Raw genomic sequence first — 25,496 nt, forward strand, 5'->3', positions numbered from 1 at the left:
CACGCTCTTAGCGTGTTGACGGCCGTGGCCGTCAGTCCATGGGCGGCACGTCGAAGGCTGCGGGCGGCAGCCCCTGCCGCTGGCGCGCCGCCATCGTTTCAAAGGCACTCTCCAGATGGCGCGTGAAGCGCTGGGTGTTGAACAGCGGCGCGGTGGGGATGTTGTCGGCCAGCCGCTGGCGCAAGCTGTTGAGCAGGCCCGGCTCGGTGGCCAATTTCAGCGCCAGCGCCTCATAATCCTGGGCGGAGCGGGTAATCAGCTCAGGCAGCCCCACGGCATCCAGCAAGCTGGCCGCCATGCGCCCGGCAAACGTGTGTCCCAGTTGCGTCAGCACCGGCAACCCGGCCCACAGCGCGTCGCTGGCGGTGGTGCCCGCGTTGAACGGCAGCGTGTCCAAAAACAGATCGGCCTGACGGTACTGGGCCAGATAGTTTTCGTAGGGCAGACGCTGGGCAAACACCAGGCGGTCTGGGGCAATGCCACGCGCCTTGGCCTCGGCGCGCAGGTTGCGCTGGGCCACATCGCTTTCGCCCAGCAGCCACAGCACCGAGCCGGGCACCTGCGCCAGCAGGCGCATCCAGATGTCGAACATCAGCGGCGTGATTTTGTAGGTGTTGTTCAGGCAGCAGAACACAAAGCCTGAACCGCCCTCAGGTTCTGGCAGGCCGAGCGATGCCCGTGAAGGCGTTTGCGGGGCAATGCGCCGCTGATCGTCGTTGCATTGAAACGATTCGGGCAAGCGCACGATTTGTTCTGAAAACTCAGCCGCGCATTCGGCTGGGGTGACCCAGCGATCGCCCAGGATGTAGTCCACCTCGGCCATGCCGGTGGTGGCCGGATACCCCAGGTAGGCCACTTGAACAGGCGCGAGGCGGTAAGCCAGCAGGCCGGAGCGGCTGTGGGTGGTGTAACCGTTGAGGTCGATCAGGATGTCCAGTTGCAAAGTTTGGATTCGGGCTGCGGCGTCGGCATCTTTTTGTTCCTGTATCTCGACGAAGTGCTCAAACGCTTTTGCGAGACGCGCGCGCATGGACGATACGGATGGCTGAGGGCCGATCGACAGCGCATAGGTTTCAAACCGCGCTTTGTCGTGCGATTCAAAAAGACCGGCTGCCAGAAAAGCCACGGGGTGCTCGCGCAAATCTGAAGAGAGGTAGCCGATGCGCAAGCGCTGGCTGGCGGCGGGCTTGGTGGGCGCTACAGGCTTTGCGGTGTCTTGAAATTTGCAGATGTCGCCAGCAAAGACGGTGCCAGCACGCAAAAGATCGGTGGCGCTGGCCTGCGCAATGACCATCAAACTCAAAGGCGAGTGCCGCCATTTTTCAGCCTGCACCAACTGCATCACTTGGCGCTCAAGCGTTTGTAACCCGCTCCATTGCGCCAGATGTTGCAGGCATTCGAGCAGGTGGCCCGTGGTCAGGTCGTTGTCTGGGTTGATGGTGGCGGCGCGCTGGAGCGATTGCAGCGCTTGTGGCCGCAGCCCTTGGCGAAGCAAGGCAGAGCCATGTTGCACCCAGGCGAGTTCGTGGTTGGGGTCGAGTTGCAGGGCCTGGTCGTAGTGGGCCAGAGCCTGCTCGTAATGCGCGTAGTGCGCCAGCACGTCGCCCAGCCCCACCCAGGCATTGGTCAGCCGACTGTCCAGGCTGAGCGCTTTTTTGTGGCAAGCCGATGCATCCTGAAAGCGGCGCACGGCGTACAGCGCATCACCCAACGACCGCCATAGATCGGGGTGCCCGGGCGACACGTCAATGCCGTGTTCATAGCTTGAAATTGCTTCATGCGGGCGTTCAAGCTTGCGCAGCGTATTGCCACGATTGAGCCACGTGTCAGCATGGCTGGGAGCAAGCTCCAAGGCACGGTCAAAGCTTTGCAGCGCCAGCGCGTAGTGATCCAGAGTGAACAAAGTGCTTCCCCGGTCGTACCAGACGTTGGCCTGGTTGGGGGCAAGGGCTACCGCGCGATCCAGATAGGCCATGGCTTCGGCTTTCTGGCTCAGGCGTGCGCAGGCCAGCGCCAGGAGACACTGGGTTTGCACGTTCCTGCCATCGAGCTGGGCGGACGTCTGCAACGCGGGCAAAGCCTGCTTCGGTTGATTCATGACCAGCCGCGCCATGCCCAGCAAGCGCCATGCATCCGCGTGTTTCGGTTGGCTGGACACGATTTTTTGGCACAGTGATTCGGCCTGCGCCGTTTGCCCTTGCGAAAACAGCTGTTTGGCTTGTGAAAAAAGCGATGGTTTGCCAAAAGCAAGTGAAGAAACGCGTGCCGACGATTTTTTGGGTGATCCCTTTTTGTTGGTCATGTGCAATTTGAAAGTGGTTGTTGGATTTGGCAATCTGGAGCAGCAAGTACCAACAGAGCGCGGATGCTGAGGGCCTGTGACCGTGTAGCGACGTTCAACGCCCCAGTGCAAAGACGGTGGGCAGTCTGGTGTGCAGCGCGGGGTCGTCCGGGCGGTGGCACCATTGCTGCACCGTGCGGGTGATGGCGCTGGCCTGGGGCATGGTGATGCCGCTGCACACCGCCAGCCGTGTGGTGGGTGCCAGATGGGCGAGCAGGGTGCGTACCAGCGCCGGGTTGCGGTAAGGCGTTTCGATGAACAACTGGGCCTGGCCGGTTTTCAGTGCGGTGGCTTCCAGGTGCTGGAGCTGTCGGGCGCGCTCGGATTCTTCTTGCGGCAAATAGCCCACGAAGGCAAAGTGCTGCCCGTTCAGGCCACTGGCGGCCAATGCCAATAGCAGCGACACCGGCCCCACCAGCGGCACCACGCGGATGTTCAGATCGTGCGCGGCACGCACGACCGAGCTGCCAGGGTCGGCCACGGCGGGTATGCCTGCTTCGCTGACCAGGCCCACATCGTGGCCTTGCACCGCAGGTGCCAGCAGGGCGCGGGCATCAAAGCCGGGTGGGGTGCCGTTGTGATCGCCCTTTTTGTGTACAGCGCGTGGCAGCTCGGTGATGGACAGTGCTTGCAGCGGCTGCGCCAGTGGGGCGACGGCGTCAACCCGCTTTAAAAAAGCGCGGGTGGATTTGGCGTTTTCGCTCACCCAGTGCGTCAGCCGCGCGGCCACTTGCAGCGTGCCTTGCGGCAGCGCGTCGGTGATGGGTGCAGGCGTGTCGCAGCCGTGGTCGAGCGGCGTGGGCACCAGGTACAGGATGCCTGGATGTATGGCGTGCTCACCTGACGTACTCATGGCAGCACGATCCCGGCCGCGCGCAGCAGGCGGGCGGTGCGAATCAGCGGCAGGCCGATCAGGGCGGTAGGGTCGTCGCTGTCAATGGCATCCAGCAGGGTAATACCCAGCCCTTCGCTTTTCGCGCTGCCTGCGCAGTCGTAGGGTTGTTCGGCATGCAGGTAGCGCTCGATTTCGTCGGTGGTCAATGCGCGAAAGCGCACCTGCACCGGAGCCAGATCGCACTGCACAAAGCCAGCTTCGGCGCATACCACGGCCACGGCGGTGTGAAATTGAACGGTTTGCCCGCTCATGTGCTGCAACTGGGCGACTGCGCGCTCATGGGTGCCGGGCTTGCCCAGTGGCGTACCTGCCAGATCGGCCACCTGGTCGGAGCCAATGACGATGGCTTTGGGGTGCCGGCGGGCCACATCCTTGGCTTTGGCCAGCGCCAGACGGCGTGCTAAATCGGGGGGGGCCTCGCCTGGCAGTGGGGTTTCGTCCACCTGCGGGGCCGTGGCCTCGAATGGCAGGCGCAGGCGCGCCAGCAATTCGCGCCGATACGGCGATGTGGAACCCAGCACCAGCGGCCGAGCGTCAAGCGGACAAGAAACAAAATCGCGCATGCACCCGATTCTCTTACACTGGCTCAATGAGCAACACGTTTCAAACTGGCCGACTCGACATAGAAGCCTTTGCACGGTCAAAAGGCGTCTTGTCAGGGCTTGATACGCTTCAAAAATATGAGCGACTGAAGCAAGATTTAAAAGCGCCAAGTCCAGATTTGACGATTCAATGGCGAGCGCAGGGCGAGCTGCGGGCGTCGGCAGGCGGCACGCGCCGTCCTGGGCTGCATTTGCAGGTGCACGCCGATTTGCCCTTGGCCTGTCAGCGCTGTATGGGCGAGATGGTTTGCCCAGTCGATGTGGACAGCTACTTTCAGTTTGCGCCAGATGAAGCGCAGGCCGCTGCGCTGGACGAAGGCTCAGATGACGACATGCTGGTGCTGACGCCCGATTTCGACCTGCATGCCTTGATCGAAGATGAACTGCTGATGGCCATGCCGCTGGTGCCGCGGCACGACACATGTCCAGAGCAGGTGCCGCTGGAGGTTAAAGACGCGGGATTTGACGCCGCCCACAGCGATCAACCCCATCCCTTTGCCGCGCTGGCTGCGCTGAAAGGTCAAGGGCCGTCAGGCAAGTCCAGCTGACTGCTCGCCTTGCCAAGTCCAAAAAGCTCCTTCAGGCTATAATCATGGGCTAACCTTGATGCGCACCCACATGGGGAGATTCAGGTGCACAAGAGATAACGAGAGGATAACGAGAGCTTGCGAGCTACTCCTTATGTTTTCAATCACGCTTGGAGTCTGGTGGGCTTTGAGCGCCAACTCAGCTTTAAAGGAGCCATCATGGCTGTTCAGCAAAACAAAAAGTCGCCTTCCAAGCGCGGCATGCACCGTTCGCACAATGCCCTGAAGGTGCCCGGCATTGCCGTGGAACCCACCACGGGTGAAACGCACCTGCGCCACCACATCAGCCCCAACGGGTTTTACCGTGGCCGCCAGGTGATCAAGGCCAAATCCGAGGCTTAAAAGTCTGCGGCTCTTTCTTCCGCCGCGATTGCAGGACGCGCTGGCGGTTAACTGACTGGTAGCTGACAGAGTCCTATACTTGCCGGGCCCGACGCTGCTTTGATTGCAGTCTCGGGCCTTTTGTGCGTTTGGAAGGGGCATTCGCTTGTATTTTTTTCTTATAGGTTTCGCTGCGCCGTGTCATGACCACGGGACGTGTCTGGCATGACGGTGCTGGCGGTTGACTGCATGGGGGGCGATCATGGCCCCAGTGTCACACTGGTGGCGTGCCGTGCGTTTTTGGACGCACACCCTGATGCCCAATTACTGCTGGTGGGTCGCGTTGAGGCTTTGAGTGGCTTTGAACACTCCAGGGCGCGTGTGGTGCCTGCCACCGAAGTGGTGGGCATGGACGATGCGGTGGAAGTGGCCTTGCGCAAGAAAAAGGATTCGTCCATGCGCGTGGCCATTGCGCAGGTCAAAGATGGCGCGGCGCAGGCGGCGGTGTCGGCGGGCAATACCGGTGCGCTGATGGCGATTGCGCGTTACCTGCTCAAAACCCTGGACGGCATCGAGCGCCCGGCCATTGCCACGGCTTTGCCCAACAAGGTGGGCGGTGCCACCACCATGCTGGACTTAGGTGCCAACGTGGATTGCACGGCGCAGCACCTGCTTCAGTTTGCGGTGATGGGGTCGGCCCTGGTGTCGGCGCTGGGCGGGGGCGATCAGCCCCGTGTGGGGCTGCTCAATATCGGGGAAGAGCTGATCAAGGGCAATGAACTGAGCAAAAGCGCGGGAGACTTGCTGCGCGCTGCCGGTGCAGCCGGGGACTTGAACTTTGTCGGCAACGTTGAAGGCGACGATATTTTCAAAGGCAGCGCAGACATCGTGGTGTGCGATGGTTTTTCGGGCAATGTGGCGCTGAAAACCGCTGAGGGTCTGGCGGCCATGATTGCGCAGTTTCTGCGTGAAGAGTTTGGCCGCAACCTGCTGACCAAGGCGGCTGCTTTGGTGGCGTATCCGGTGTTGTCGGCGCTCAAGCGGCGCATGGATCACCGGCGTTACAACGGCGCAGCGCTGCTGGGCTTGCGCGGGCTGGTGTTCAAAAGCCACGGCTCGGCCGACGCAGTGGGTTTTGAGCATGCCCTGGCCCGCGCGTATGATGCGGCGCGCAACCAGTTGGTCGCGCGCGTGCAAGAACGCGTGGCGCATGCAGCGCCGCTGCTGACGCCGCCCGCTGCGGCTGCGGCGGATGCTGGTTAATCCGGCCACAAGGCCGAGGCTTTTCAGAAGAGTACTGATCGTGTGATGACCCAACGTTTTTCCCGTATCGCCGGCACCGGCAGCTACCTTCCCCCGCGCCGCGTGACCAACCAGGACATGGTGGCCGAGTTGGCGGCGCGTGGCATTGAAACTTCTGACGAGTGGATCGTTGAACGCACCGGCATTCAGGCGCGCCATTTTGCGTTGCCAAATGTCACGGCCAGCGACTTGGCCGTACCCGCAGCCTGTGCAGCTTTGAAAGCGGCGGGCGTGACCGCTGCCGATATCGACCTGGTCATCGTGGCCACGTCCACGCCGGACATGGTGTTCCCGTCCACGGCCACCATCGTGCAGCACAAGCTGTCTCAGAAGGCGCTGGCCGAAGGCGGTGTGGGCATGGCGGGGTGCCCGGCGTTCGACGTGCAGGCCGTGTGCAGCGGCTTTATTTACGCATTGACGGTGGCCGATGCCATGATTGCGCGTGGCGCGGCCAACCGGGCGCTGGTGATTGGGGCGGAGGTGTTCAGCCGCATCATTGATTTCAATGACCGCACCACCTGCGTGTTGTTTGGCGATGGCGCGGGTGCGGTGGTGCTGGAGGCCAGCGACCAGCCCGGCGTACTGGCCACTGATTTGCATGCCGATGGTCAATATGTGGACATTCTCTGCGTGCCCGGTCATGTGTCGGGCGGGCAGATATTGGGTGATCCTTTGCTCAAGATGGACGGTCAGGCGGTGTTCAAACTGGCCATCAACGTGCTGGAAAAATCGGCCCGCACCGTGCTGAAAAAAGCGGGTAAGCAAGAATCGGATATCGACTGGCTGATTCCGCACCAAGCCAACATCCGCATCATGCAAGGCACAGCGCGCAAATTGCGCCTGCCGATGGAAAAAATGGTGGTGACGGTGCAAGACCACGGCAACACTTCGGCTGCGTCGATCCCGCTGGCGCTCGACCACGGTGTGCGCAACGGTCAGGTCAAGTCGGGACAACTGGTGCTGCTTGAAGGCGTGGGCGGAGGCTTTACCTGGGGGTCTGTGCTCTTTAATTTATAGCTTTTGGTGCTTGATGGTATTGCGTTGTCGCTGAATTTGGTTTTTTATTTAAATCGATCTACATGAAACCTTTTGCATTTGTTTTTCCAGGCCAGGGGTCGCAGTCGGTTGGCATGCTGGACGCCTGGGGGGCGCATTCGGCGGTGCGACAGACGGTGGCCGAGGCATCGGACGCTTTGGGTGAAGACATTGGGGCGCTGATCGCTACCGGCCCCAAGGAGGCGCTGGCCCTGACCACCAACACCCAGCCGGTGATGCTGGTGGCGGGGGTGGCCTGCTGGCGCGCATGGCTGGCCGAAGGCGGTGCTGTGCCTGCTGCGGTGGCAGGCCATTCGTTGGGCGAATACGCCGCCTTGGTGGCGGCCCAGTCGTTGACGCTGGCGCAGGCCGTGCCGCTGGTGCGCTTGCGCGCGGCGGCCATGCAAGAAGCCGTGCCCGTGGGCGCTGGTGCCATGGCCGCCATTTTGGGCTTGGCCGCAGACAAAGTGGTGGCTGGCTGCGCGCAGGTCACGGCCGAGATGGGGCAGGGCGGTAAAGAGGTGGTTGAGGCCGTCAACTTCAACGACCCGGTGCAAACCGTGATTGCGGGCACCAAAGCCGCCGTAGACAAGGCGTGCGAGGTGCTCAAGGGTTTGGGGGCCAAGCGCGCGTTGCCCTTGCCGGTGTCGGCACCGTTTCATTCCAGCCTGATGAAGCCTGCGGCCGAGCGGCTGAAAGCCGCGCTGGCGCAGGTGCAAGTGAAAGCGCCGCAAATTCCGGTGGTTAACAACGTGGATGTGGCGCAGGAAACCGATCCGGAACGTATTCGCGATGCGCTGTATCGCCAGGCGTTCGGCCCGGTGCGCTGGGTGGAGTGCGTGCAAAAGATACATTCCCTTGGCACCGAAGCGGTGGTTGAATGCGGTCCCGGCAAGGTGCTGGCGGGCATGACCAAGCGCATTGATGCAGGCCTGAACGGTCTGAGTCTGTACGATCCTGCCACGCTGGCTGAGGTGAAGACACAACTGGCCTGATACGCTAATTCAAAGAGACCCAACAGTTATGGCAATGATCGAATACACGGGGCAGGTGGCCCTGGTGACTGGCGCAACGCGCGGCATTGGTGCCGCCATTGCGCAAGAGCTGGCCCAGCGTGGTGTGAAAGTGGTGGGCACCGCCACCACCGACGCGGGTGCGACCAAGATCACCGAGGCGCTGTCGGCCCACGCCGACTGTCGCGGTGTACGGCTGGACGTGACCGATGCCGCTGCTTCAGATGCGCTGATTGACGCGCTGGTCAAAGAGCACGGCGCGCTGCACATTCTGGTCAACAACGCCGGTATTACGCGCGACCAACTGGCCATGCGCATGAAAGATGGTGACTGGGACGCGGTGCTGGACACCAACCTGAAAGCCGTGTTCCGCCTGTGCCGCGCCGTCATGCGCCCGATGATGAAGCAGCGCTATGGCCGCATCGTGAATGTGACCAGCGTGGTGGGCGCTTCGGGCAATGCGGGGCAGGCCAACTATGCCGCCGCCAAGGCCGGTGTGGCGGGCATGACGCGGGCGCTGGCGCGAGAGCTGGGCAGCCGGGGCATCACGGTCAACTGCGTGGCTCCCGGCTTTATCGCCACCGACATGACGGCCGCGCTGGGCGAAGATCAGCACAAGGCGCTGGCGGGCCAGATTCCGCTGGGCCGCCTAGGCGAGCCTGCCGATATTGCCCATGCGGTGGTCTATCTGGCCAGCCCGCAGGCGGGTTATGTCAGTGGCGAGCAACTGCATGTCAACGGTGGCATGTACATGGCCTGATGGCCTTGATCCGGTGGTCGAATGCAGGGCGCGCGCAGTATGTGCCCAAGCGCGGCTAGAATTCCTACTTTTCATCACCCTCAGAGGGAACCCATGAGCGATATCGAAGCACGTGTCAAAAAAATCATTGCCGAACAACTCGGCGTGGAAGAATCTCAAGTCACCAACGAAAAAGCCTTTGTGGCGGACTTGGGTGCCGACTCCCTGGACACGGTCGAGCTGGTGATGGCACTGGAAGACGAGTTCAGCATCGAGATTCCGGACGAGGACGCCGAGAAAATCACCACGGTGCAAGCCGCCATTGATTACGCCAACAGCAAGAAAGCCTGACACACGATGACCCGACGCCGCGTTGTTGTTACCGGTCTAGGCTGCGTGAGCCCCGTGGGCAACACGGTGGCACAGAGCTGGGCCAATGCGCTGGCCGGTCGGTCAGGCATTGATCTGATCACGCGCTTTGATGCCAGCCTGTTCGCCGCCAAAATTGCGGGCGAGGTACGGGGGCTGGATATTTCGCCGTACATCTCGGCGAAAGAAGCGCGCACCATGGACGCCTTTATCCATTACGGCATCGTGGCTTCGGCCGAGGCGGTGCAGGATGCGGGCTTGCTCACAGGCGAGGCGCTGGATGAAGAAGCTGCTGCGCGCATTGGCTGTGTGATCGGCTCTGGCATCGGTGGCTTGCCGATGATCGAGGACACGCACGGAGAATGGGCTGCGCGCGGCCCGCGCCGTATTTCGCCGTTTTTCGTGCCCGCGTCGATTGTCAACATGGCGGCGGGTCATGTGTCGATCAAGTTTGGTTTCAAAGGCCCCAACCTGGCCATTGCCACCGCTTGCACCACCGGGCTGCATTGCATTGGTGAGGCGGCGCGCGTCATCATGTACGGCGATGCCGATGTGATGGTCGCAGGCGGTACAGAAGCCACGGTGTCGCCGCTGGGCGTGGGTGGTTTTGCGTCCATGCGAGCGCTGTCCACTCGCAATGACGATCCCAAGACCGCGTCTCGTCCTTGGGACAAAGACCGCGACGGCTTCGTGCTGGGCGAAGGCGCGGGCATTGTGGTGCTGGAAGAGTATGAGCACGCCAAGCGCCGCGGTGCCAAGATTTACGCTGAGGTGGCGGGTTTTGCCATGAGCGCGGACGCAGGCCACATGACGGCACCGAACATGGACGGCCCACGCCGCGCCATGGTCGCAGCCCTGCGTGATGCGGGCGTGAACGCCGATCAGATCAATTACGTCAATGCCCACGGCACATCGACCCCGTTGGGGGACATCAACGAGTCCAATGCCGTCAAGGCGGCGTTGGGCGATCACGCCAAGTCCACCGTGGTCAGCTCCACCAAGTCGATGACGGGGCATTTGCTGGGCGGTGCAGGCGGGGTGGAAAGCGTATTCACCATTTTGGCGGTGCGCGACCAAAAAGCGCCACCCACCATCAATATCTTCAACCAGGATCCGGAGTGCGATCTGGATTACTGCGCCAATACTGCGCGTGATTTGAAGATTGATTTTGCGCTGAAGAACAATTTTGGCTTTGGCGGCACCAACGGCTCGTTGGTGTTCAAGAAAATCTGACTGCCTTGCACACCTGTAGCAGCCGACTGGTTTTGACCTGGTCGGTTTCTTTTTTCGCTATGCCGTATCTCGGCTGCCATGTCTTTTGACCATGCGCCTTCAGTGGTGTATCCCGTGGGCCAATCGCCATGCCTGGCGAAGTGGCTACGCACAGGCTGCTTGTTCGCAGCGGGGGTGCTGGCGCTGGCGGCTTGGTCTGATATTGCCGCCGCCAATCATCATGCGCGTTTGCTTGTTTATGTGGCGTGCATGGGCGCGGTTGCTGGTGCATGCTTGCTTTTCTGGCGGCAGCAGCGAGCGCAAACCCTGGTTTGGGACGGTGAGCGCTGGGGTTTGCAACGTTTGAAAGAAGGTGCGGAAATCGACCATGTAAAGGTCATGGTTGGTCTGGATGCGCAACGTGTATTGCTTTTGCAATTAGAGCAAGTATCCATGCGGCGCTCACTTTGGATCTGGGCTGACGCTACGCACGACGACGCGCGCTGGCATTTGCTCAGGTGTGCGCTATATTCGCCCGGGTAGTCTGAAAGGCCGCCTGCCGCACTGGGAATTGACGGTTTAAGGTGATCGTCGCCAAACTGTTTTTCACGCCCGCTATTTTTTGCATTTTTTGTGTCAGAGCCTACGCCTTTAAACACGCCTGCCAACAGTGATGCACTGCTGGTAGAGCGCGCCGCCGCCGGAGATCACCGGGCGTATGAATTGTTGGTGCTTAAGTATCAGAGACGAATTGAGCGCCTGATTGGCCGCATGGTGCGCGATGTGGATCTGGTGCCAGACATCGCCCAGGAAACTTTTATTCGCGCTTGGCGCGCCCTGCACCAGTTCAGAGGCGACGCGCAGTTTTATACCTGGCTGTACCGTATTGCGGTCAATACGGCCAAAAAAGCGCTGATGGACCTCAAGCGCGATCCCATCATGACCGAGGCCGCCTTGCAATCATCTGACGATGACGATGAAACTTACCGGCGCGAAAACGAACTAACCTCTGAATCCACACCCGAAACTGAGCTGGCAGCCCGTGAAATTGCCGAGGCGGTGAATCAGGCGATGGAGGCACTGCCAGAAGATTTGCGGCAGGCCGTGACTTTGCGGGAAATTGAAGGCTTGAGTTACGAAGAAATTGCCGAGGCGATGGATTGTCCGATTGGAACGGTGCGGTCGAGGATTTTCAGGGCACGCGAGGCCATTTCTGCCAAGGTCAAGCCGTTGCTCAGCCATCAGGCGGGCAAGCGCTGGTGATAGATAAGCGAAATATGAAATGCAATGGTGATGAATATGCCAACCAAAGCTGTGGAATATAAAGAGTCGATATCGGCCTTGATGGACGGCCAACTGCAAGCCGCAGAGCAGGCTTCGGTGTGGCACGCCATGGATGGCGAAGAAGCGCGCGATTGCTGGGCCATGTATCACTTGATTGGCGATGTGTTGAGATCGCCCGACCTGGCGCATGGCCAGCAGGATCGAGATTTGGCCGCCCGCGTGTGCCACTATCTCCAAGCTGAATCGGTACCTAAGGTCGCGGTGGACGCGCAAACGGTGGTGATGACCAAAACGGATCATCATGCGGCCAATGATGGTGTGTTTCGCTGGAAGATGCTGGCCGGTGTGGCCTCGGTAGCGGCTGTGACTGCCATAGGCTGGGGCATGTGGGGTGCGACAGTGCCTTTGCAAGACGGTGGGGCGCAACTGGCCCAGGCACCGACAGTCCGCGCATCAGGACAGGTGTTGGCTTTGGCGGCAGCGCCGCAAGTGGATGCCAGTCAACCAGTATCACCCAACAACATGCCGCCCATGATGCTGCGCGACCAGCGGCTGGATGAGTTGTTGGCCGCCCACCGCTCTGTCACAGGCGCTTCGACGCTGGGCGGGGCATCAGGATTTTTGCGCAACGCCACTTTTGAAGGAGCTGGGCGTTGAGTGGCTGGGCACTGACGTGGGGGCTGTCTGCACCTGCGGTATCTGAGCCGGTTGCTTGGGCAAAGTCGCTGCGCCGGTTCCTCGTGATCTGGTGCTGCACGGCTGCAGGAGCCGTGATGGCGCAGCAAATGGGTTCATTCGGTGGCGGTGGCGGCGCACTGGTCGGCCCGCCCGAGCGAACCATCAGCGAGTGGTTGCTGCGTCTTCAACAGGCCTCCAGTGTGCCTTCGTATTCCGGCACTTTTGTGGTGACCTCGGCCACAGGGGCAATGTCAAGCGCGCGCATCGTGCATGTATGCGAAGCAGGCGTGCAGTGGGAGCGCGTGGATGCCTTGTCGGGCCAGCAGAGGTCGACCTTTCGCCGCAATAACGCGGTGGTGACTTTTTTCCCGAAGTCGCGCACCATGCAGGCAGAGCGCAGCGTCGCCCCCAGCCAGTTGCCCAATTTGTTTGCCATTGATGCGCATGGATCGACGGCAGATTTTTATACCGCCCGCCAAACGGGATCGGGCCGTGTGGCCGGATTTGATGCGGATATCGTTTATTTCTTTCCGCGCGATGCGCTGCGTTTTGGCTACCGCGTCTGGAGCGAAAAGCGCACCGGCCTGGTGATCAAGGCGCAAACACTCGACCACGCGCTGAAGGTGCTGGAGCAGTCGGCGTTTTCAGAACTCCAGTTCGATGTGCCCATCAAGGCGTCGGCGTTGCAGCGCATGATGAGCCGCACAGAAGGCTATCGCGCCAAACAGGTCGGCCGTGTCCGCACCCAGGCTGAGGAAGAAGGCTGGCAGTTGAAAGCGCCAGTGCCAGGGTTTAAAGAGCAAGATTGCTATCGGCAGACATCTGCCACGAGCGGCGCGGTGATTCAGTGGATATTCTCGGACGGCCTGGCCACGGTGTCACTGTTCATCGAGCCTTTTGATGCGCAGCGCCACGCCCAAAGTGCGACTGCTGCTATGGGCGCAACGCATGCGTTGGGCCGCAAATTGTCCTTCGCAGGAAGCCAGTGGTGGGTCACCGCCGTAGGCGAAGTGCCTGCTGTCACGCTGACCACGTTTGTGGATCAACTGGCATGGCGCGAGCCTGTCAAACCAGCATCTGCCGCGCCCGTCAACTAAGTGCCGGTTGTGCCCTCATTTCAATTTCTGTTTTTGAATGTCATGAAGAAATCAATTACTGTTTCAACCACTGCGGCGCTGGCGGCGTCGGTGTTGAGCGTATGGCTGCTGGCAGCTTGGCCACAGGCAGCGCAGGCGCAGGCCGTACAGACACAGGCGGCTCAATCTTCTGAGCCGAGGCTGGTGCGCGGCTTGCCAGACTTCACCGATCTGGTCGAGCAGGTGGGGCCGTCAGTGGTCAATATCCGCACCGTGGAGCGTGTTCGCTCGGGCAGCTTTGAGGGATCGATGGATGAGGAGGCGCAAGAGTTTTTCCGAAGGTTTTTCGGTGTTCCTCTACCCGATATGCCCCGCCAGTCACCCCGGCAAAGTCGCCCTCAGGGGACGGAGCGTGAAGTGCCGCGCGGCGTGGGTTCTGGCTTTGTATTGTCAGCCGATGGCTATGTGATGACCAATGCCCATGTGGTCGATGGGGCAGATGAAGTCATCGTCACACTGACCGACAAACGCGAGTTCAAGGCCCGCATCATTGGGGCCGACAAGCGCACCGACGTGGCGGTGGTAAAAATTGAGGCCACAGGCTTGCCTGCGGTCCGCATTGGCGACATTAACCGCCTGCGAGTCGGCGAATGGGTGATGGCGATTGGCTCGCCTTTTGGTCTGGACAACACCGTCACGGCAGGCATTGTCAGCGCCAAGCAGCGTGATACGGGCGACTATCTGCCCTTTATCCAGACCGATGTGGCGGTCAACCCCGGCAATTCAGGCGGGCCGCTGATCAATATGCGCGGCGAAGTGGTGGGCATCAACAGCCAGATCTACTCCCGCTCGGGCGGCTTCATGGGTATTTCGTTTGCCATCCCGATTGATGAGGCCATCCAGGTCAGCGATCAGTTGCGGACATCGGGCCGGGTCACGCGTGGGCGAATCGGGGTGCAGATTGCAGAGGTCACGCGCGAAGTGGCCGAGTCCATTGGTTTGGGCAAAGCGCAAGGAGCGTTGGTGCGCAACGTCGAAGCGGGCGCGCCAGCGGACAAGGCGGGCGTTGAAGCGGGTGACATCATCACCCGGTTTGATGGGCATGCCATCGATAAGGCATCTGATTTACCCAGGCTGGTGGGCGGCACCAAACCCGGCACGCGCAGTGTTGTTACGGTGTTTCGCCGTGGCAAAAACCGTGATTTGAGCATCACCATTGCAGAGCTGGAGCCGTCTGAGCGGTCTGCGGCGCGCAAGCCTGCTGCGCAGGATGCTGAGGCCAGCAAAGCCACCGCACAGGTGTTGGGCCTGACGGTGAGCGAATTGACCGATGTGCAAAAAAAAGAACTCAAAACCAAACGCGGCGTGCGCGTCGATGCCGCTACTGGTGCGGGCGGGCGTGCGGGCCTGCGCGAAGGGGATGTGATTCTTTCGGTGTCCAACACCGAGATAGCCAACGTGCGAGAGTTTGAGGCAGCCATTGCCAAGGCCGATCGCAGCCGCGCGATCAACATGTTGGTGCAGCGCGGAGAGCTGGTTCAATTCATCCTGGTACGCCCTGGCCGCTAAAGTCGTTGCGACGCTTTAAAAACCTTTCGGCATGCTCAAGTATGGTGTGCTGGTCACATTTTGTTCAACATGAACAAAAGCACTAAAGCACTTTGTTCGGTGGTCGAACACGGCTACATGCTTGTTTCGATAGAATTCAAAGGTATTGATGCGGTTTGATCGTATAAGAACAAGCCAAAGAGTTCACGATATGAGAGCGCTTCAATTTATCCATAGAAAACCCACAACGTATCCACAAAATCATCGATCAGCTTGATGGGTGATTTGTGTATAACCTGTTGATGATTTTTCGTTGCCACATTGCAACGCATAGAAAATTTGTGCGCCACCACTTTCGTGCCGCCCTTTTTACCTACAATGAAGCTCCAACTATCGCAGTTGCCAAAGATTGTTGGTTGAGGGCGCGTCATGACTCCGACGCGCCCTTTTTTCATGCGCACTTCTCTAAAAAACAACCACTTGCTTGTTTTCGTTGATGGAACACATCAGAAATTTTTCGATCATTGCCCACATTGACCACGGCAAATCGACGCTGGCTGATCGGCTGATTCAGCGTTGCGGAGGGCTGACTGAGCGCGAGATGCAGGCGCAGGTGCTGGACTCGATGGACATCGAAAAAGAACGGGGGATAACTATCAAGGCGCAGACGGCTGCCTTGCAGTACAAAGCGCGCAATGGTCAGTTCTACAACCTGAATTTGATCGATACGCCGGGGCACGTGGACTTCTCCTACGAAGTATCGCGTTCGCTATCGGCCTGCGAGGGTGCGCTGTTAGTGGTCGATGCATCGCAAGGTGTGGAGGCGCAAACCGTGGCCAACTGCTACACGGCGTTGGACTTGGGTGTTGAAGTGTTGCCGGTGCTGAACAAGATGGATTTGCCGCAGGCTGATCCTGACAACGCCAAGGCAGAGATCGAAGATGTGATCGGTATCGACGCTGGCGAAGCCATCGCCATTTCGGCCAAGACAGGCATGGGCATTGACGACGTGCTGGAACAGATCGTGGCCAAGGTGCCTGCGCCCAAAGGCCAGGTGAATGCGCCGTTGCGCGCGATGATCATTGACTCCTGGTTTGACAGCTACGTCGGTGTGGTGATGCTGGTGCGCGTGGTCGATGGCCGTTTGCAAAAGGGCGAGCGCATCAAACTGATGGCCACTGGGGCGGCTTACGAGGCGGGCAACCTGGGGGTGTTCACGCCGTCGCAACAGCCGCGCGACAGCCTGGAAGCGGGCGAGGTGGGCTATATCATTGCGGGCATCAAAGAGTTGAAAGCGGCCAAGGTGGGCGACACCGTCACGCTAGAGAAAAAGCTGCCGAACAATCTGGGGCCGTCAGACAAGGCGTTGCCGGGCTTTAAGGAAATTCAGCCGCAAGTGTTTGCTGGTTTGTACCCGACCGAGGCCAACCAGTACGACGCGCTGCGCGACAGTCTCGAGAAATTGCAGCTCAACGATGCCTCATTGCACTTTGAGCCTGAAGTCAGTCAGGCATTGGGCTTTGGCTTCAGGTGCGGTTTTTTGGGTCTGCTGCACATGGAAATCGTGCAGGAGCGCCTGGAGCGCGAGTTTGACCAAGATCTGATTACCACGGCACCCAGCGTGGTGTACGAAGTTGAAAAGGCCGATGGCGAGGTGGCGTTGGTCGAGAACCCCTCCAAAATGCCTGAGCCGGGCCGCATCAACGAGATCCGTGAACCCATCGTGGTGGTGTATTTGTACATGCCGCAGGATTACGTCGGTCCGGTGATGACGCTGTGCAACCAAAAGCGTGGTGTGCAGTTGAACATGGCTTACCACGGCCGTCAGGTGATGTTGACGTATGAGTTGCCGCTGGGCGAGATCGTGCTTGACTTCTTTGACAAGCTCAAATCGGTATCGCGCGGGTATGCGTCGATGGACTACGAGTTCAAGGAATACCGCCCGTCTGACGTGGTGAAGGTCGATATCTTGCTCAATGGCGAAAAAGTCGATGCGCTGTCCATCATCGTGCACCGCAGTCAGTCGCAATACCGTGGCCGCGCGGTGGTGGCCAAGATGCGCGAGATCATCTCGCGCCAGCAGTTTGATGTGGCCATCCAGGCTGCCATTGGTGCCAACATCATCGCGCGCGAGAACATCAAGGCGCTGCGCAAGAACGTGCTGGCAAAATGCTACGGTGGCGATATTACGCGCAAACGCAAACTTCTGGAAAAGCAAAAAGCAGGCAAAAAACGCATGAAGCAGATTGGATCGGTCGAGGTGCCCCAAGAGGCGTTTTTGGCCATTTTGCAGGTGGAAGACTGATGCGTGTGATGCCCGTATTAACCGCGCTGATTTTGGCCGCCTTCGCCGCCTATGGCTTGGCCTGGTACCGTGGCGTAGTGGAAGGTGATTTTGCCGTGCTGCTGTTTGTGGCGGTAGTGGTCACGGGCGTGTATTGGCTGGCCGAGCGGTGGGTGTTTTTACCGCAGCGCCGCCGCGCTGCCCAACAGGCGGCAGATGCCGCACGCGCGCGGCGCGAAGAGCTGGCACGTCAAGGCATCGAGCAGGTCGACACCAGCTTTGAAGAAACTGAGCGCCAGCGCCACTTGGTGCAACCTTGGTGGCTGGATTGGACGGCGGGTTTATTCCCAGTGATCTTGATGGTGTTTTTGTTGCGTTCGTTTGTATTTGAGCCGTTCAAGATCCCTTCAGGCTCCATGATTCCTACTTTGCTGGTGGGCGATTTGATTTTGGTGAACAAGTACACCTACGGCCTGAAGCTGCCTGTGGTCGATGCCCGCCTCACCAAAGGCAATCCTGTGCAGCGCGGCGATGTGGTGGTGTTTCGCTACCCGCCCAAACCCAGCCTGGACTACATCAAGCGTGTGGTGGGCGTGCCCGGTGATGAGGTGGCCTACATCAACAAAAAACTCACTGTGAATGGACAGCCTGTGCCGCAAACGGTGGTATCTGATTTTTTTGATGAACCACGAATGCGCTATTTCAAGCAGTTTGAAGAAGATGCAGGTGTGAAAAAACACCGGATCATCATCGACGACAGCCGCCCGCCCTTCGTAGCTGGAGTGGAAGAGTTTAAATTCAAAGAAAATTGCGTCTACAGCGTCGAAGGTGTGACCTGCAAGGTGCCTGAAGGGCATTACTTCATGATGGGTGACAACCGCGACGACTCCATGGATTCACGCTACTGGGGCTTCGTGCCCGATACCAACGTGGTTGGTAAGGCGTTTTTTGTCTGGATGAACTTTGGCGACTTCAAGCGCATTGGTTCTTTCGATTAACTTGCAACTCATGTGACGTACTGGAGCAGTCATGATCACCACAGGTAAAAAATCTCAACGGGGCATTTCATTTTTTGGACTGTTGTTTTTGGGCGTGATTCTGGCGTTGCTGGCCATTGTGGGCGCGCGCGTGGTACCCACCGTAACCGAATACATGGCGATTCAAAAAACGGTCAAGAGAGTGGCGGCAGATGGTGGTGATACGGTGCTTCATATTCGCAGAACATTTGATTTGGCTGCTGCTGCGGACTATATTGATTCAATCAAGGGCACGGACTTGGATGTCACAAAACAGGGAGATAAAGTGGTAATCAGCTTTGCCTATGACAAAGAGATTCCGTTGGCTGGCCCTGCCTATCTGGTGATCAAGTACCGCGGATCGTCCGATGGTGTGAGTCGTTGATTGCGTGCAGCCTTGTCATTCACCATCGAGGCAGGTGACTGAAAAAAGCCTTCTAACCGCACTGCAATTGCGCCTGGAGCATCGTTTTACCCAGATGGGGTTGCTTCAGCAGGCGCTGACCCATCGCAGCTTTTCGGTTGACCACAACGAGCGCCTGGAGTTTCTGGGCGATGCGGTGCTGAATCTGGCGGTGGCGCACATGTTGTATGAAGCGCTGGGAGCCTTGCCAGAGGGCGATTTGTCGCGCATTCGGGCGCAACTGGTGCGGCAAGACAGCTTGCACAAATTGGCGCTTGGGCTGGATTTATCGGCTTTGATTCGTTTGGGTGAAGGTGAAATGCGCTCAGGTGGGCCGCGTCGTCCTTCTATCTTGGCCGATGCCCTGGAAGCGATCATTGGTGCGGTGTATTTGGATGCCGGGTTTGATGCCGCCAATGCACTGGTACGTCGCCTGTTTGAACAGGTCGAAATTTCACCCGCCATGTCGGCGGCAGCCAAGGATGCCAAAACCGCCTTGCAGGAGTGGTTGCAGGGGCGCAAGATGCAATTGCCGCAGTATGAAGTGGTGCAGGTGCTGGGTGCGGCCCATCAGCAGACCTTTGAAGTGGCTTGCACTGTGGTAGAAAAAGGTTTGCGTGTATTGGGACAGGGCGCTTCGCGTCGGGCGGGCGAACAGGCCGCCGCCACCGCCATGCTGCGCATGCTACAGCCTTCTTCTGCGTCATGAATACTCCTGAAAATATAGCGCATAGTACTGATTCAGGAAGCGCTAATGGATCATTTGGTTCAAGTGCAACGGAGCCAAACTCAGGGCAGTCACGCTGCGGTTTGATTGCCATTGTGGGACGGCCCAATGTGGGTAAGTCCACCTTGCTCAACGCCTTGGTGGGACAAAAAATCAGCATCACTTCGCGCAAGGCGCAGACCACGCGCCATCGCATTACCGGCATCCGCACGCTGGCCGATAGCGCGGGCGGCGGTGCGCAGTTGGTGTTTGTCGACACGCCGGGCTTTCAAACACGCCACAGTACGGCGTTGAACAAATCGCTCAACAAAACCGTGTTGGGTGCCATCGACGGCGTAGATTTGGTGCTGTTTGTGGTCGAAGCGGGTCACTTCACCTTGGGCGATGCCAAGGTGCTATCGCTGCTCAAAGACGACACGCCGACGTTGCTGGTGGCCAACAAGCTTGATACCGTGCACCGCCGGGCCGAGCTGGCCCACTGGCTGCGCGACATGCAAGAGCGCCACGCCTTTGCTGAATACGTGCCCATGTCAGCCAAGAACCCGCGCGAGGTGCGCCACCTGCTGGATATCTGCGCCCGCTACCTGCCCGTGCAGCCCTGGTGGTACAGCGAGGATGAGCTGACTGACCGAAGCGAGAAATTCCTGGCCAGCGAGGTGGTGCGCGAAAAGCTGTTTCGCCTGACCGGCGATGAGCTGCCCTATACCTCCACCGTCGTCATCGACCGTTTTGATGAGGAGAAAAGCAAGGCTCACAGTCGCATGGTGCGCATGGCTGCCACCATCGTGGTCGAGCGCGACGGCCACAAGGCCATGATCATCGGTCAGCGGGGCGAGCGACTCAAACGTATCGGCACCGAAGCGCGGCAAGAGTTGGAAAAGCTGCTCGATGCCAAGGTATTCATCGAGCTGTGGGTCAAAGTGCGCTCTGGCTGGGCCGATGATGAAGCGCGGGTTCGGTCATTTGGGTACGAATAAATAAACCACGCCATCAAACAAACCATGCCATGCATCGCGAGATGCTGGCATGCGCAATCAGAGCGTGAGAGATTTCAGGTATTCGCGGAACGATGCGCCCATCTGCGGATGTTGCAAAGCCAGATCCACCGTGGCTTCTAAAAAACCTTCTTTACTGCCGCAGTCGTAGCGCTTGCCTTCATATTGATAGGCGTACACGCGCTCCGATTGCATCAGCCGTGCGATGGCATCGGTGAGCTGGATTTCGCCACCAGCACCCGGTGTCTGGTTGCGGATTTCATCAAAAATACGCGGCGTCAGGATGTAGCGGCCTGCCACCCCCATGCGCGATGGCGCGGCTTCTGGCGCGGGCTTTTCAACGATGCGCTCAATGCCAATCAGGCGCTCACCCGCCGGGGTGCCAGCGACGATGCCGTAGCGCCGCACCTGGTCTTGCGGCACTTCTTGCACCGCCAGCACTGAGCGGCCCAGGGCAGCGTAGGCACCGACCATCTGCGCCAGTACCGGCTGTCCACCGGCTGGCCCGACCATCAGGTCGTCAGCCAACAACACGGCAAAGGGGTGGTCGCCCACAATGTGCGCGGCGCACAGCACCGCATGTCCCAGGCCCAGTGAACGGGGCTGGCGCACATAAGTGCAATCCATGTCGTCTGGTTGCACGGCGCGCACAGCGGCCAGCAGCTCGTGCTTGCCAGTGGCTTGCAATTCGCTCTCCAGCTCGTAGGCGGTGTCAAAGTGGTCTTCAATGGCCCGCTTGCTACGGCCAGTCACAAAAACCATGTGCCGCACACCGGCGGCATAGGCTTCCTCTACGGCATACTGTATGAGCGGTTTGTCGACGATGGGCAGCATTTCCTTGGGGCTGGCCTTGGTGGCAGGCAAGAAGCGGGTGCCCAGTCCAGCGACAGGGAAAACAGCGGTATGCACCAGAGATGAAGAGGTCATAAGCTAAGTTTTGTGGGCAAAAATAAAAAATGGCGAAGATTGATTGATGACTAATGTATTAGTTTGAGTGACGGTTCACATACAATGCCAGCCGTTTGACGCAGAACCAGCAGTCACCGTAATTAAGGGTACAACTTGGAAATCGTCCTATTGGAAGACTTGGCGGCCGACGCGCTGTTGTGGTTGCGCGCGCGCCATCAAGTTGATTATCTGCCAGAGCTGGCGGACGATTTGTCTGCGCTGCACCGTCGCATTTACAAAACGGCGGCGCTGCTGGTGCCGCCGCGCTTGATGGTCAACAGCCAGTTGCTCGATTTTGCGCCCAAGCTGAAGGTGGTGGCGCGGGTGCACGACAGCACCGACAACATTGATTTTGAAGCCTGCCAGCGGCGTGGCATTCGGGTGGTGCAGGCGTCCAGCGCCACAGTGCGTGCCAGCGCCGAATACCTGTTGTCCACCTTGCTGCAAATTTACCGCCAAGGCGTGCGCACCCGGCGCGAGCCGGGCCAACCCGTTGAGCCGCGCGTGCCAGGGCGCGAGATCAACGACAGCGTGGTCGGTTTATTGGGCATGTCGCCCCCGGCGCATTTGCTGGCCACCATGCTGGTGGCGCTGGGCGCGCGCGTGGTGGGGTACGACCCGGCCATTCACCGCAGTGCGGACTTGTGGCGCCGTCTGGGAGTGCAGCCACTCAGCCTGCCCGAGCTATTGGGCAGCGCTGATGCCGTGTCTTTGCAGATGATTTACGCCACCCGTTATCAGGGCTTGCTGAATGAGCATGCCCTGATCCACTGCAAACCTGGGCAGGTGTGGACCACCATCAGCCGCCCGGCGCTGTTTGATCTGAAAGCGCTGGCCGATGCCTTGCGCGCGGGCCGCATCCGGGGCGTGATGATGGACAGCGATGACGCTGCATTGCGCAGCCCAGAATCGCCTTTGAACGGTTTAAACCATCTGCGCATCACGCCCCGGCTGGCCCCGTTCACTGAAGAGTCGCGCCTGCGCGCCAGTTGGTACCTGGTCGACCGCATGCATGAAACACTGATGCTGAGCGAGTTTGAGGCCAGCCACGATCCCGAAGACAGCCAGCCCTTGTCTATGTTCTAATTCAGCCGCGCCAGTTGCTGGCGCAGCTTTTCCAGCGCTGCGCTGAAGTCGGCCAGCCGGGTTTTTTCTTGCTCGATCACGGCTGGTGGTGCCTTGGCCACGAACGCCTCGTTGCCCAGCTTGGCTTGGGCTTTGGTAATTTCGCGCTCCAGTCGTTCGGCTTCTTTGCCCAGTCGGGCTTTTTCAGCGGCGATGTCGATTTCCATGAACAGCGCCAGTCGTGCATCACCCACCACCGCTACCGGTGCCGCTCCAGCCGCCTGTGCCCACGCAGATTCGGTATCGAATACCTTGACCTCGGCCAGCTTGGCCAGGGCCTTCAGCACGTCGGCCTGCTCGCCGATGAAGTCGCTGTCGCCCAGCGCGTACAGCGGCAGGCGCTGCGCGGGCGAGACGTTCATCTCGCCGCGCAGGTTGCGGCAGGCGTCGACCAGAGCTTTCAGGCGCGCGATTTGGCTTTCAGCCGTTTCGTCGATGTTTTCGGCTTGTGCGGCGGGGTAGGGTGCGACGGCAATGCTGTCGCCCGTCTTGCCAGCGACGGGTGCCACCGCCTGCCACAGCGCCTCGGTCACGAACGGGATGATCGGGTGCGCCAGCCGCAAAATGGCTTCCAGCACGCGCACCAGCGTGCGGCGCGTGGCGCGCTGCTGGGCGGCGTTGCCGGTCTGGATCTGCACCTTGGCGATTTCCAGGTACCAGTCGCAGAACTCGTTCCAGACGAAGTCGTACAGCGTGTTGGCGACGTTGTCGAGACGGTAATCGGCGAAGCCCTTGGCCACGGCGGCCTCGGCCCGTTGCAGGCGGCTGACGATCCAGCGGTCGGCGGCGCTGCGCTCGGGGGCCGTATCCCCTTCCAGCCCACAGTCATGGCCTTCGCAGTTCATCAAGACGAAGCGGCTGGCGTTCCACAGCTTGTTGCAGAAGTTGCGGTAGCCCTCGCAGCGCTTGCTGTCGAAGTTGACGGTGCGCCCCAGCGTGGCCATGGCGGCAAAGGTAAAGCGCAGCGCGTCGGCGCCGTAGCCAGGGATGCCGTCGGGGAACTCTTTTTTTGTGTTCTCGCGCACCTTGGGCGCGGTCTCGGGCTTGCGCAGGCCGGTGGTGCGCTTTTGCAGCAGCGGCTCCAGGGCAATGCCGTCGATCAGGTCGACCGGGTCGAGCACGTTGCCTTCGCTCTTGCTCATCTTCTTGCCGTGCGCGTCCAGCACCAGGCCGTGGATGTACACGTCCTTGAACGGCACCTGGCCGATAAAGTGGGTCGTCATCATGATCATGCGCGCGACCCAGAAGAAGATGATGTCGTGGCCGGTCACCAGCACGCTGCTGGGCAGGTAAAGCGACAAATCTTCTGTTTTTTCGGGCCAGCCCAGGCTGCTGAACGGCACCATGGCTGAGGAGTACCAGGTGTCGAGCACGTCCGGGTCGCGCGCCAACTGGCCGGAATAACCCGCTTTGGTGGCCTTTGCGCGCGCCTCGTCTTCATCGCGTGCTACAAAAATTGAACCATCCTCGCCATACCAGGCCGGAATCTGGTGCCCCCACCAGAGCTGGCGGCTGAGCGTCCAGTCCTGGATGTTCCCCATCCACTGGTTGTAGGTGTTGACCCAGTTTTCGGGCACAAAACGCACCTGGCCCGACTGCACGGCATCGATGGCTTTTTGCGCAATGCTTTTGCCGGTGGCGTCGGGTTTGCTCATGGCCAGGAACCACTGGTCGGTCAGCATCGGCTCGATGATCTGCCCCGTGCGGGCGCAGCGCGGCACCATCAGCTTGTGCTTCCTGGTTTCGACCAGCAGGCCTTGCGCGTCCAGATCGGCCACCACCTGCTTGCGGGCGGCAAAGCGGTCCAGTCCGCGGTAGGCGGCGGGGGCTTCGTCGTTGATGGTGGCGTCCAGATGCAGCACGCCGATCATTGGAAGCCCATGCCGTTGCCCCACGGCGTAGTCGTTGGCGTCGTGCGCGGGTGTGACCTTGACTACGCCAGTGCCAAAGTCCTTGTCCACGTAATCGTCGGCAATCACCGGGATGGCGCGGCCCACCAGCGGCAGCGTCACCTGCTGGCCGATCAGGTGCTGATACCGATCGTCCTCGGGGTGCACCATCACCGCCACGTCGCCCAGCATGGTTTCGGGGCGGGTGGTGGCCACCACCAGTTTCTGCGCCGGGTCGCCCACCAGCGGGTAGGCGATGTGCCATAGAAAGCCGTCTTCCTCGGCGCTTTCCACCTCCAGGTCGCTGACGGCGCTTTTCAGCTCCGGGTCCCAGTTGACCAGGCGCTTGCCGCGGTAGATCAGGCCCTGCTCGTGCAGACGCACAAAGGTCTCGGTCACCACCTTGGAGAGCTTGTCGTCCATGGTGAAGTACTCGCGGCTCCAGTCCACGCTGTCGCCCATGCGGCGCATCTGCTGCGTGATGGTGTTGCCGGACTGCTGCTTCCACTCCCACACGCGGGCGACGAAGTTCTTGCGCCCCAGCTCGTGCCGGCTCTGGCCCTGGGCCTGCAACTGGCGCTCCACCACGATCTGGGTGGCGATGCCGGCGTGGTCGGTGCCCGGAATCCAGGCCGTGTTGTAGCCCTTCATGCGGTGGTAGCGCGTCAGGCTGTCCATGATGGTCTGGTTGAACGCGTGCCCCATGTGCAGCGTGCCGGTGACGTTGGGCGGCGGCAGCTGGATGGCGAAGTTCTCGCCCTTGGCCGCTGCCTCGGCGTTGGGCTGGCCCGTGCCGCGCCAGCCTGCTTGACCCAGATGGGCCTTTTCCCAGGCCGGTCCCCATTGCGCCTCGATGGCGGCCGGTTCAAACGATTTGGACAGGCTTGCAAGCCCCGGTTGAGAAGGTGTGCTGGACATGGCAGGTGGCGGCTGAAGCCGTGAAGAAGCTGGGAGAGAACTGGATGCGACAGGGCGCTGGCCTGCGCCCGAGCGTCGTGCGCATGAGCATTCAAATGGATAAAAAGCAGATTTTAGGGGTTTGGATACGAGCGCATGGGGTGTCTATGAAAGATCAGGAACTCAAAAGAAATCACCATTGATGCTTTA

The 25,496-nt window shown here is 60.0% G+C and carries 26 protein-coding genes; 20 read left to right on the forward strand and 6 right to left on the reverse strand.

Annotated elements, in window-relative coordinates; all coding sequences use genetic code 11:
• Positions 1–31: 31 nt before the first annotated feature.
• The gene (locus ACK5NW_RS05025) at positions 32–2,098 is read right to left on the reverse strand and encodes a tetratricopeptide repeat protein (RefSeq protein WP_416925689.1); all 2,067 of its coding nucleotides are present in this window, start codon (positions 2,096–2,098) and stop codon (positions 32–34) included.
• Between ACK5NW_RS05025 and ACK5NW_RS05030 the strand changes: the two genes are divergently transcribed.
• The gene (locus ACK5NW_RS05030) at positions 2,097–2,372 is read left to right on the forward strand and encodes a hypothetical protein (protein WP_416925691.1); all 276 of its coding nucleotides are present in this window, start codon (positions 2,097–2,099) and stop codon (positions 2,370–2,372) included. The two genes, ACK5NW_RS05025 and ACK5NW_RS05030, sit on opposite strands and share 2 nt — an antisense overlap.
• 24 nt (positions 2,373–2,396) lie before the next feature.
• Here ACK5NW_RS05030 and ACK5NW_RS05035 read toward each other — a convergent pair whose 3' ends face one another.
• Positions 2,397–3,194, reverse strand: a complete 798-nt coding sequence (locus ACK5NW_RS05035) for an SAM-dependent methyltransferase (protein WP_416925693.1) — start codon at positions 3,192–3,194, stop codon at positions 2,397–2,399.
• Positions 3,191–3,799 carry a Maf family protein gene (locus tag ACK5NW_RS05040; RefSeq protein WP_416925695.1) on the reverse strand — a complete coding sequence of 203 codons (609 nt, stop codon included), beginning with the start codon at positions 3,797–3,799 and terminating at the stop codon, positions 3,191–3,193. The genes ACK5NW_RS05035 and ACK5NW_RS05040 overlap by 4 nt, the downstream gene beginning before the upstream one ends.
• Before the next feature lie 158 nt (positions 3,800–3,957).
• Here ACK5NW_RS05040 and ACK5NW_RS05045 point away from each other — a divergent pair, with 158 nt between their 5' ends.
• From ACK5NW_RS05045 to ACK5NW_RS05105, 13 genes are all read left to right on the forward strand, one after another.
• A complete protein-coding gene (locus ACK5NW_RS05045) occupies positions 3,958–4,386 on the forward strand; it encodes a YceD family protein (protein WP_416925697.1) in 429 nt (142 codons plus the stop codon).
• 198 nt (positions 4,387–4,584) lie between these two features.
• Positions 4,585–4,767 carry a 50S ribosomal protein L32 gene (gene rpmF / locus ACK5NW_RS05050; protein ID WP_416925699.1) on the forward strand — a complete coding sequence of 61 codons (183 nt, stop codon included), beginning with the start codon at positions 4,585–4,587 and terminating at the stop codon, positions 4,765–4,767.
• A gap of 204 nt (positions 4,768–4,971) precedes the next feature.
• Positions 4,972–6,009, forward strand: coding sequence for a phosphate acyltransferase PlsX (plsX, locus tag ACK5NW_RS05055; RefSeq protein ID WP_416925967.1), 1,038 nt, complete (start codon positions 4,972–4,974; stop codon positions 6,007–6,009).
• Positions 6,010–6,054: 45 nt separating this feature from the next.
• Positions 6,055–7,065, forward strand: a complete 1,011-nt coding sequence (locus ACK5NW_RS05060; protein ID WP_416925701.1) for a beta-ketoacyl-ACP synthase III — start codon at positions 6,055–6,057, stop codon at positions 7,063–7,065.
• 62 nt (positions 7,066–7,127) lie between these two features.
• The gene (fabD, locus tag ACK5NW_RS05065) at positions 7,128–8,078 is read left to right on the forward strand and encodes an ACP S-malonyltransferase (RefSeq protein ID WP_416925703.1); all 951 of its coding nucleotides are present in this window, start codon (positions 7,128–7,130) and stop codon (positions 8,076–8,078) included.
• Positions 8,079–8,112: 34 nt separating this feature from the next.
• Positions 8,113–8,856, forward strand: coding sequence for a 3-oxoacyl-ACP reductase FabG (gene fabG / locus ACK5NW_RS05070; protein WP_416925969.1), 744 nt, complete (start codon positions 8,113–8,115; stop codon positions 8,854–8,856).
• 93 nt (positions 8,857–8,949) lie between these two features.
• On the forward strand, positions 8,950–9,186 hold the full coding sequence (gene acpP, locus ACK5NW_RS05075; protein WP_416925705.1) for an acyl carrier protein: 237 nt from the start codon (positions 8,950–8,952) through the stop codon (positions 9,184–9,186).
• Positions 9,187–9,192: 6 nt separating this feature from the next.
• Positions 9,193–10,437, forward strand: coding sequence for a beta-ketoacyl-ACP synthase II (fabF, locus tag ACK5NW_RS05080; protein WP_416925707.1), 1,245 nt, complete (start codon positions 9,193–9,195; stop codon positions 10,435–10,437).
• A 78-nt stretch (positions 10,438–10,515) separates the two neighbouring features.
• The gene (locus ACK5NW_RS05085) at positions 10,516–10,959 is read left to right on the forward strand and encodes a hypothetical protein (protein ID WP_416925709.1); all 444 of its coding nucleotides are present in this window, start codon (positions 10,516–10,518) and stop codon (positions 10,957–10,959) included.
• Positions 10,960–11,049: 90 nt separating this feature from the next.
• Positions 11,050–11,679 (forward strand): RNA polymerase sigma factor RpoE, encoded by a 630-nt coding sequence (gene rpoE, locus ACK5NW_RS05090; protein WP_416925711.1) that lies wholly within the window; start codon positions 11,050–11,052, stop codon positions 11,677–11,679.
• 36 nt (positions 11,680–11,715) lie between these two features.
• Entirely contained in the window at positions 11,716–12,357 is a 642-nt protein-coding gene (locus tag ACK5NW_RS05095) for a sigma-E factor negative regulatory protein (RefSeq protein WP_416925713.1), read from the forward strand.
• 116 nt (positions 12,358–12,473) lie between these two features.
• A complete protein-coding gene (locus ACK5NW_RS05100; protein WP_416925715.1) occupies positions 12,474–13,475 on the forward strand; it encodes a MucB/RseB C-terminal domain-containing protein in 1,002 nt (333 codons plus the stop codon).
• 42 nt (positions 13,476–13,517) lie between these two features.
• On the forward strand, positions 13,518–15,023 hold the full coding sequence (locus ACK5NW_RS05105; RefSeq protein WP_416925717.1) for a DegQ family serine endoprotease: 1,506 nt from the start codon (positions 13,518–13,520) through the stop codon (positions 15,021–15,023).
• A gap of 206 nt (positions 15,024–15,229) precedes the next feature.
• On the opposite strand, the gene ACK5NW_RS05110 is transcribed toward ACK5NW_RS05105, so the two are convergent.
• Positions 15,230–15,457 (reverse strand): hypothetical protein, encoded by a 228-nt coding sequence (locus tag ACK5NW_RS05110; RefSeq protein WP_416925719.1) that lies wholly within the window; start codon positions 15,455–15,457, stop codon positions 15,230–15,232.
• Between the two features lie 41 nt (positions 15,458–15,498).
• On the opposite strand from ACK5NW_RS05110, the gene lepA reads away from it, so the two are divergent.
• From lepA to era, 5 genes are read left to right on the forward strand one after another with little or no spacing between them, the layout of a single operon-like run.
• Complete coding sequence (gene lepA / locus ACK5NW_RS05115; RefSeq protein ID WP_416925721.1) at positions 15,499–17,307, forward strand: translation elongation factor 4; 1,809 nt, start codon at positions 15,499–15,501, stop codon at positions 17,305–17,307.
• On the forward strand, positions 17,307–18,284 hold the full coding sequence (gene lepB / locus ACK5NW_RS05120; protein ID WP_416925723.1) for a signal peptidase I: 978 nt from the start codon (positions 17,307–17,309) through the stop codon (positions 18,282–18,284). Before lepA ends, lepB begins: the two co-directional genes overlap by 1 nt.
• A 31-nt stretch (positions 18,285–18,315) precedes the next feature.
• Positions 18,316–18,687 (forward strand): DUF4845 domain-containing protein, encoded by a 372-nt coding sequence (locus ACK5NW_RS05125; RefSeq protein ID WP_416925725.1) that lies wholly within the window; start codon positions 18,316–18,318, stop codon positions 18,685–18,687.
• A gap of 34 nt (positions 18,688–18,721) precedes the next feature.
• The gene (gene rnc / locus ACK5NW_RS05130) at positions 18,722–19,414 is read left to right on the forward strand and encodes a ribonuclease III (RefSeq protein ID WP_416925727.1); all 693 of its coding nucleotides are present in this window, start codon (positions 18,722–18,724) and stop codon (positions 19,412–19,414) included.
• Positions 19,411–20,409: a GTPase Era gene (gene era / locus ACK5NW_RS05135; RefSeq protein WP_416925729.1), complete on the forward strand. Its 999-nt coding sequence runs from the start codon at positions 19,411–19,413 to the stop codon at positions 20,407–20,409. Before rnc ends, era begins: the two co-directional genes overlap by 4 nt.
• Before the next feature lie 57 nt (positions 20,410–20,466).
• On the opposite strand, the gene galU is transcribed toward era, so the two are convergent.
• A complete protein-coding gene (gene galU, locus ACK5NW_RS05140) occupies positions 20,467–21,354 on the reverse strand; it encodes a UTP--glucose-1-phosphate uridylyltransferase GalU (protein ID WP_416925731.1) in 888 nt (295 codons plus the stop codon).
• A gap of 135 nt (positions 21,355–21,489) precedes the next feature.
• Between galU and ACK5NW_RS05145 the strand changes: the two genes are divergently transcribed.
• Positions 21,490–22,461 (forward strand): NAD(P)-dependent oxidoreductase, encoded by a 972-nt coding sequence (locus ACK5NW_RS05145; protein WP_416925733.1) that lies wholly within the window; start codon positions 21,490–21,492, stop codon positions 22,459–22,461.
• On the opposite strand, the gene ACK5NW_RS05150 is transcribed toward ACK5NW_RS05145, so the two are convergent.
• On the reverse strand, positions 22,458–25,307 hold the full coding sequence (locus ACK5NW_RS05150) for a valine--tRNA ligase (RefSeq protein ID WP_416925735.1): 2,850 nt from the start codon (positions 25,305–25,307) through the stop codon (positions 22,458–22,460). The genes ACK5NW_RS05145 and ACK5NW_RS05150 overlap by 4 nt on opposite strands.
• Between the last annotated feature and the right edge of the window lie 189 nt (positions 25,308–25,496).

Origin of the sequence: Ottowia sp. (genome assembly GCF_047975795.1) — a bacterium.
In the GTDB taxonomy this organism is placed as follows: Bacteria; Pseudomonadota; Gammaproteobacteria; order Burkholderiales; family Burkholderiaceae_C; genus Ottowia.

What these genes read in the sequence shown, in the direction of transcription:
- ACK5NW_RS05030 (WP_416925691.1), top strand. Translation starts at nt 2,097, where the DNA reads ATGACCAGCCGCGCCATGCCCAGCAAGCGCCATGCATCCGCGTGTTTC.
- ACK5NW_RS05025 (WP_416925689.1), bottom strand. Translation starts at nt 2,098, where the DNA reads ATGAATCAACCGAAGCAGGCTTTGCCCGCGTTGCAGACGTCCGCCCAG.
- ACK5NW_RS05035 (WP_416925693.1), bottom strand. Translation starts at nt 3,194, where the DNA reads ATGAGTACGTCAGGTGAGCACGCCATACATCCAGGCATCCTGTACCTG.
- ACK5NW_RS05040 (WP_416925695.1), bottom strand. Translation starts at nt 3,799, where the DNA reads ATGCGCGATTTTGTTTCTTGTCCGCTTGACGCTCGGCCGCTGGTGCTG.
- rpmF (WP_416925699.1), top strand. Translation starts at nt 4,585, where the DNA reads ATGGCTGTTCAGCAAAACAAAAAGTCGCCTTCCAAGCGCGGCATGCAC.
- plsX (WP_416925967.1), top strand. Translation starts at nt 4,972, where the DNA reads ATGACGGTGCTGGCGGTTGACTGCATGGGGGGCGATCATGGCCCCAGT.
- ACK5NW_RS05060 (WP_416925701.1), top strand. Translation starts at nt 6,055, where the DNA reads ATGACCCAACGTTTTTCCCGTATCGCCGGCACCGGCAGCTACCTTCCC.
- fabD (WP_416925703.1), top strand. Translation starts at nt 7,128, where the DNA reads ATGAAACCTTTTGCATTTGTTTTTCCAGGCCAGGGGTCGCAGTCGGTT.
- fabG (WP_416925969.1), top strand. Translation starts at nt 8,113, where the DNA reads ATGATCGAATACACGGGGCAGGTGGCCCTGGTGACTGGCGCAACGCGC.
- acpP (WP_416925705.1), top strand. Translation starts at nt 8,950, where the DNA reads ATGAGCGATATCGAAGCACGTGTCAAAAAAATCATTGCCGAACAACTC.
- fabF (WP_416925707.1), top strand. Translation starts at nt 9,193, where the DNA reads ATGACCCGACGCCGCGTTGTTGTTACCGGTCTAGGCTGCGTGAGCCCC.
- ACK5NW_RS05085 (WP_416925709.1), top strand. Translation starts at nt 10,516, where the DNA reads ATGTCTTTTGACCATGCGCCTTCAGTGGTGTATCCCGTGGGCCAATCG.
- ACK5NW_RS05095 (WP_416925713.1), top strand. Translation starts at nt 11,716, where the DNA reads ATGCCAACCAAAGCTGTGGAATATAAAGAGTCGATATCGGCCTTGATG.
- ACK5NW_RS05100 (WP_416925715.1), top strand. Translation starts at nt 12,474, where the DNA reads ATGGCGCAGCAAATGGGTTCATTCGGTGGCGGTGGCGGCGCACTGGTC.
- ACK5NW_RS05105 (WP_416925717.1), top strand. Translation starts at nt 13,518, where the DNA reads ATGAAGAAATCAATTACTGTTTCAACCACTGCGGCGCTGGCGGCGTCG.
- ACK5NW_RS05110 (WP_416925719.1), bottom strand. Translation starts at nt 15,457, where the DNA reads ATGAAAAAAGGGCGCGTCGGAGTCATGACGCGCCCTCAACCAACAATC.
- lepA (WP_416925721.1), top strand. Translation starts at nt 15,499, where the DNA reads ATGGAACACATCAGAAATTTTTCGATCATTGCCCACATTGACCACGGC.
- lepB (WP_416925723.1), top strand. Translation starts at nt 17,307, where the DNA reads ATGCGTGTGATGCCCGTATTAACCGCGCTGATTTTGGCCGCCTTCGCC.
- ACK5NW_RS05125 (WP_416925725.1), top strand. Translation starts at nt 18,316, where the DNA reads ATGATCACCACAGGTAAAAAATCTCAACGGGGCATTTCATTTTTTGGA.
- era (WP_416925729.1), top strand. Translation starts at nt 19,411, where the DNA reads ATGAATACTCCTGAAAATATAGCGCATAGTACTGATTCAGGAAGCGCT.
- galU (WP_416925731.1), bottom strand. Translation starts at nt 21,354, where the DNA reads ATGACCTCTTCATCTCTGGTGCATACCGCTGTTTTCCCTGTCGCTGGA.
- ACK5NW_RS05150 (WP_416925735.1), bottom strand. Translation starts at nt 25,307, where the DNA reads ATGTCCAGCACACCTTCTCAACCGGGGCTTGCAAGCCTGTCCAAATCG.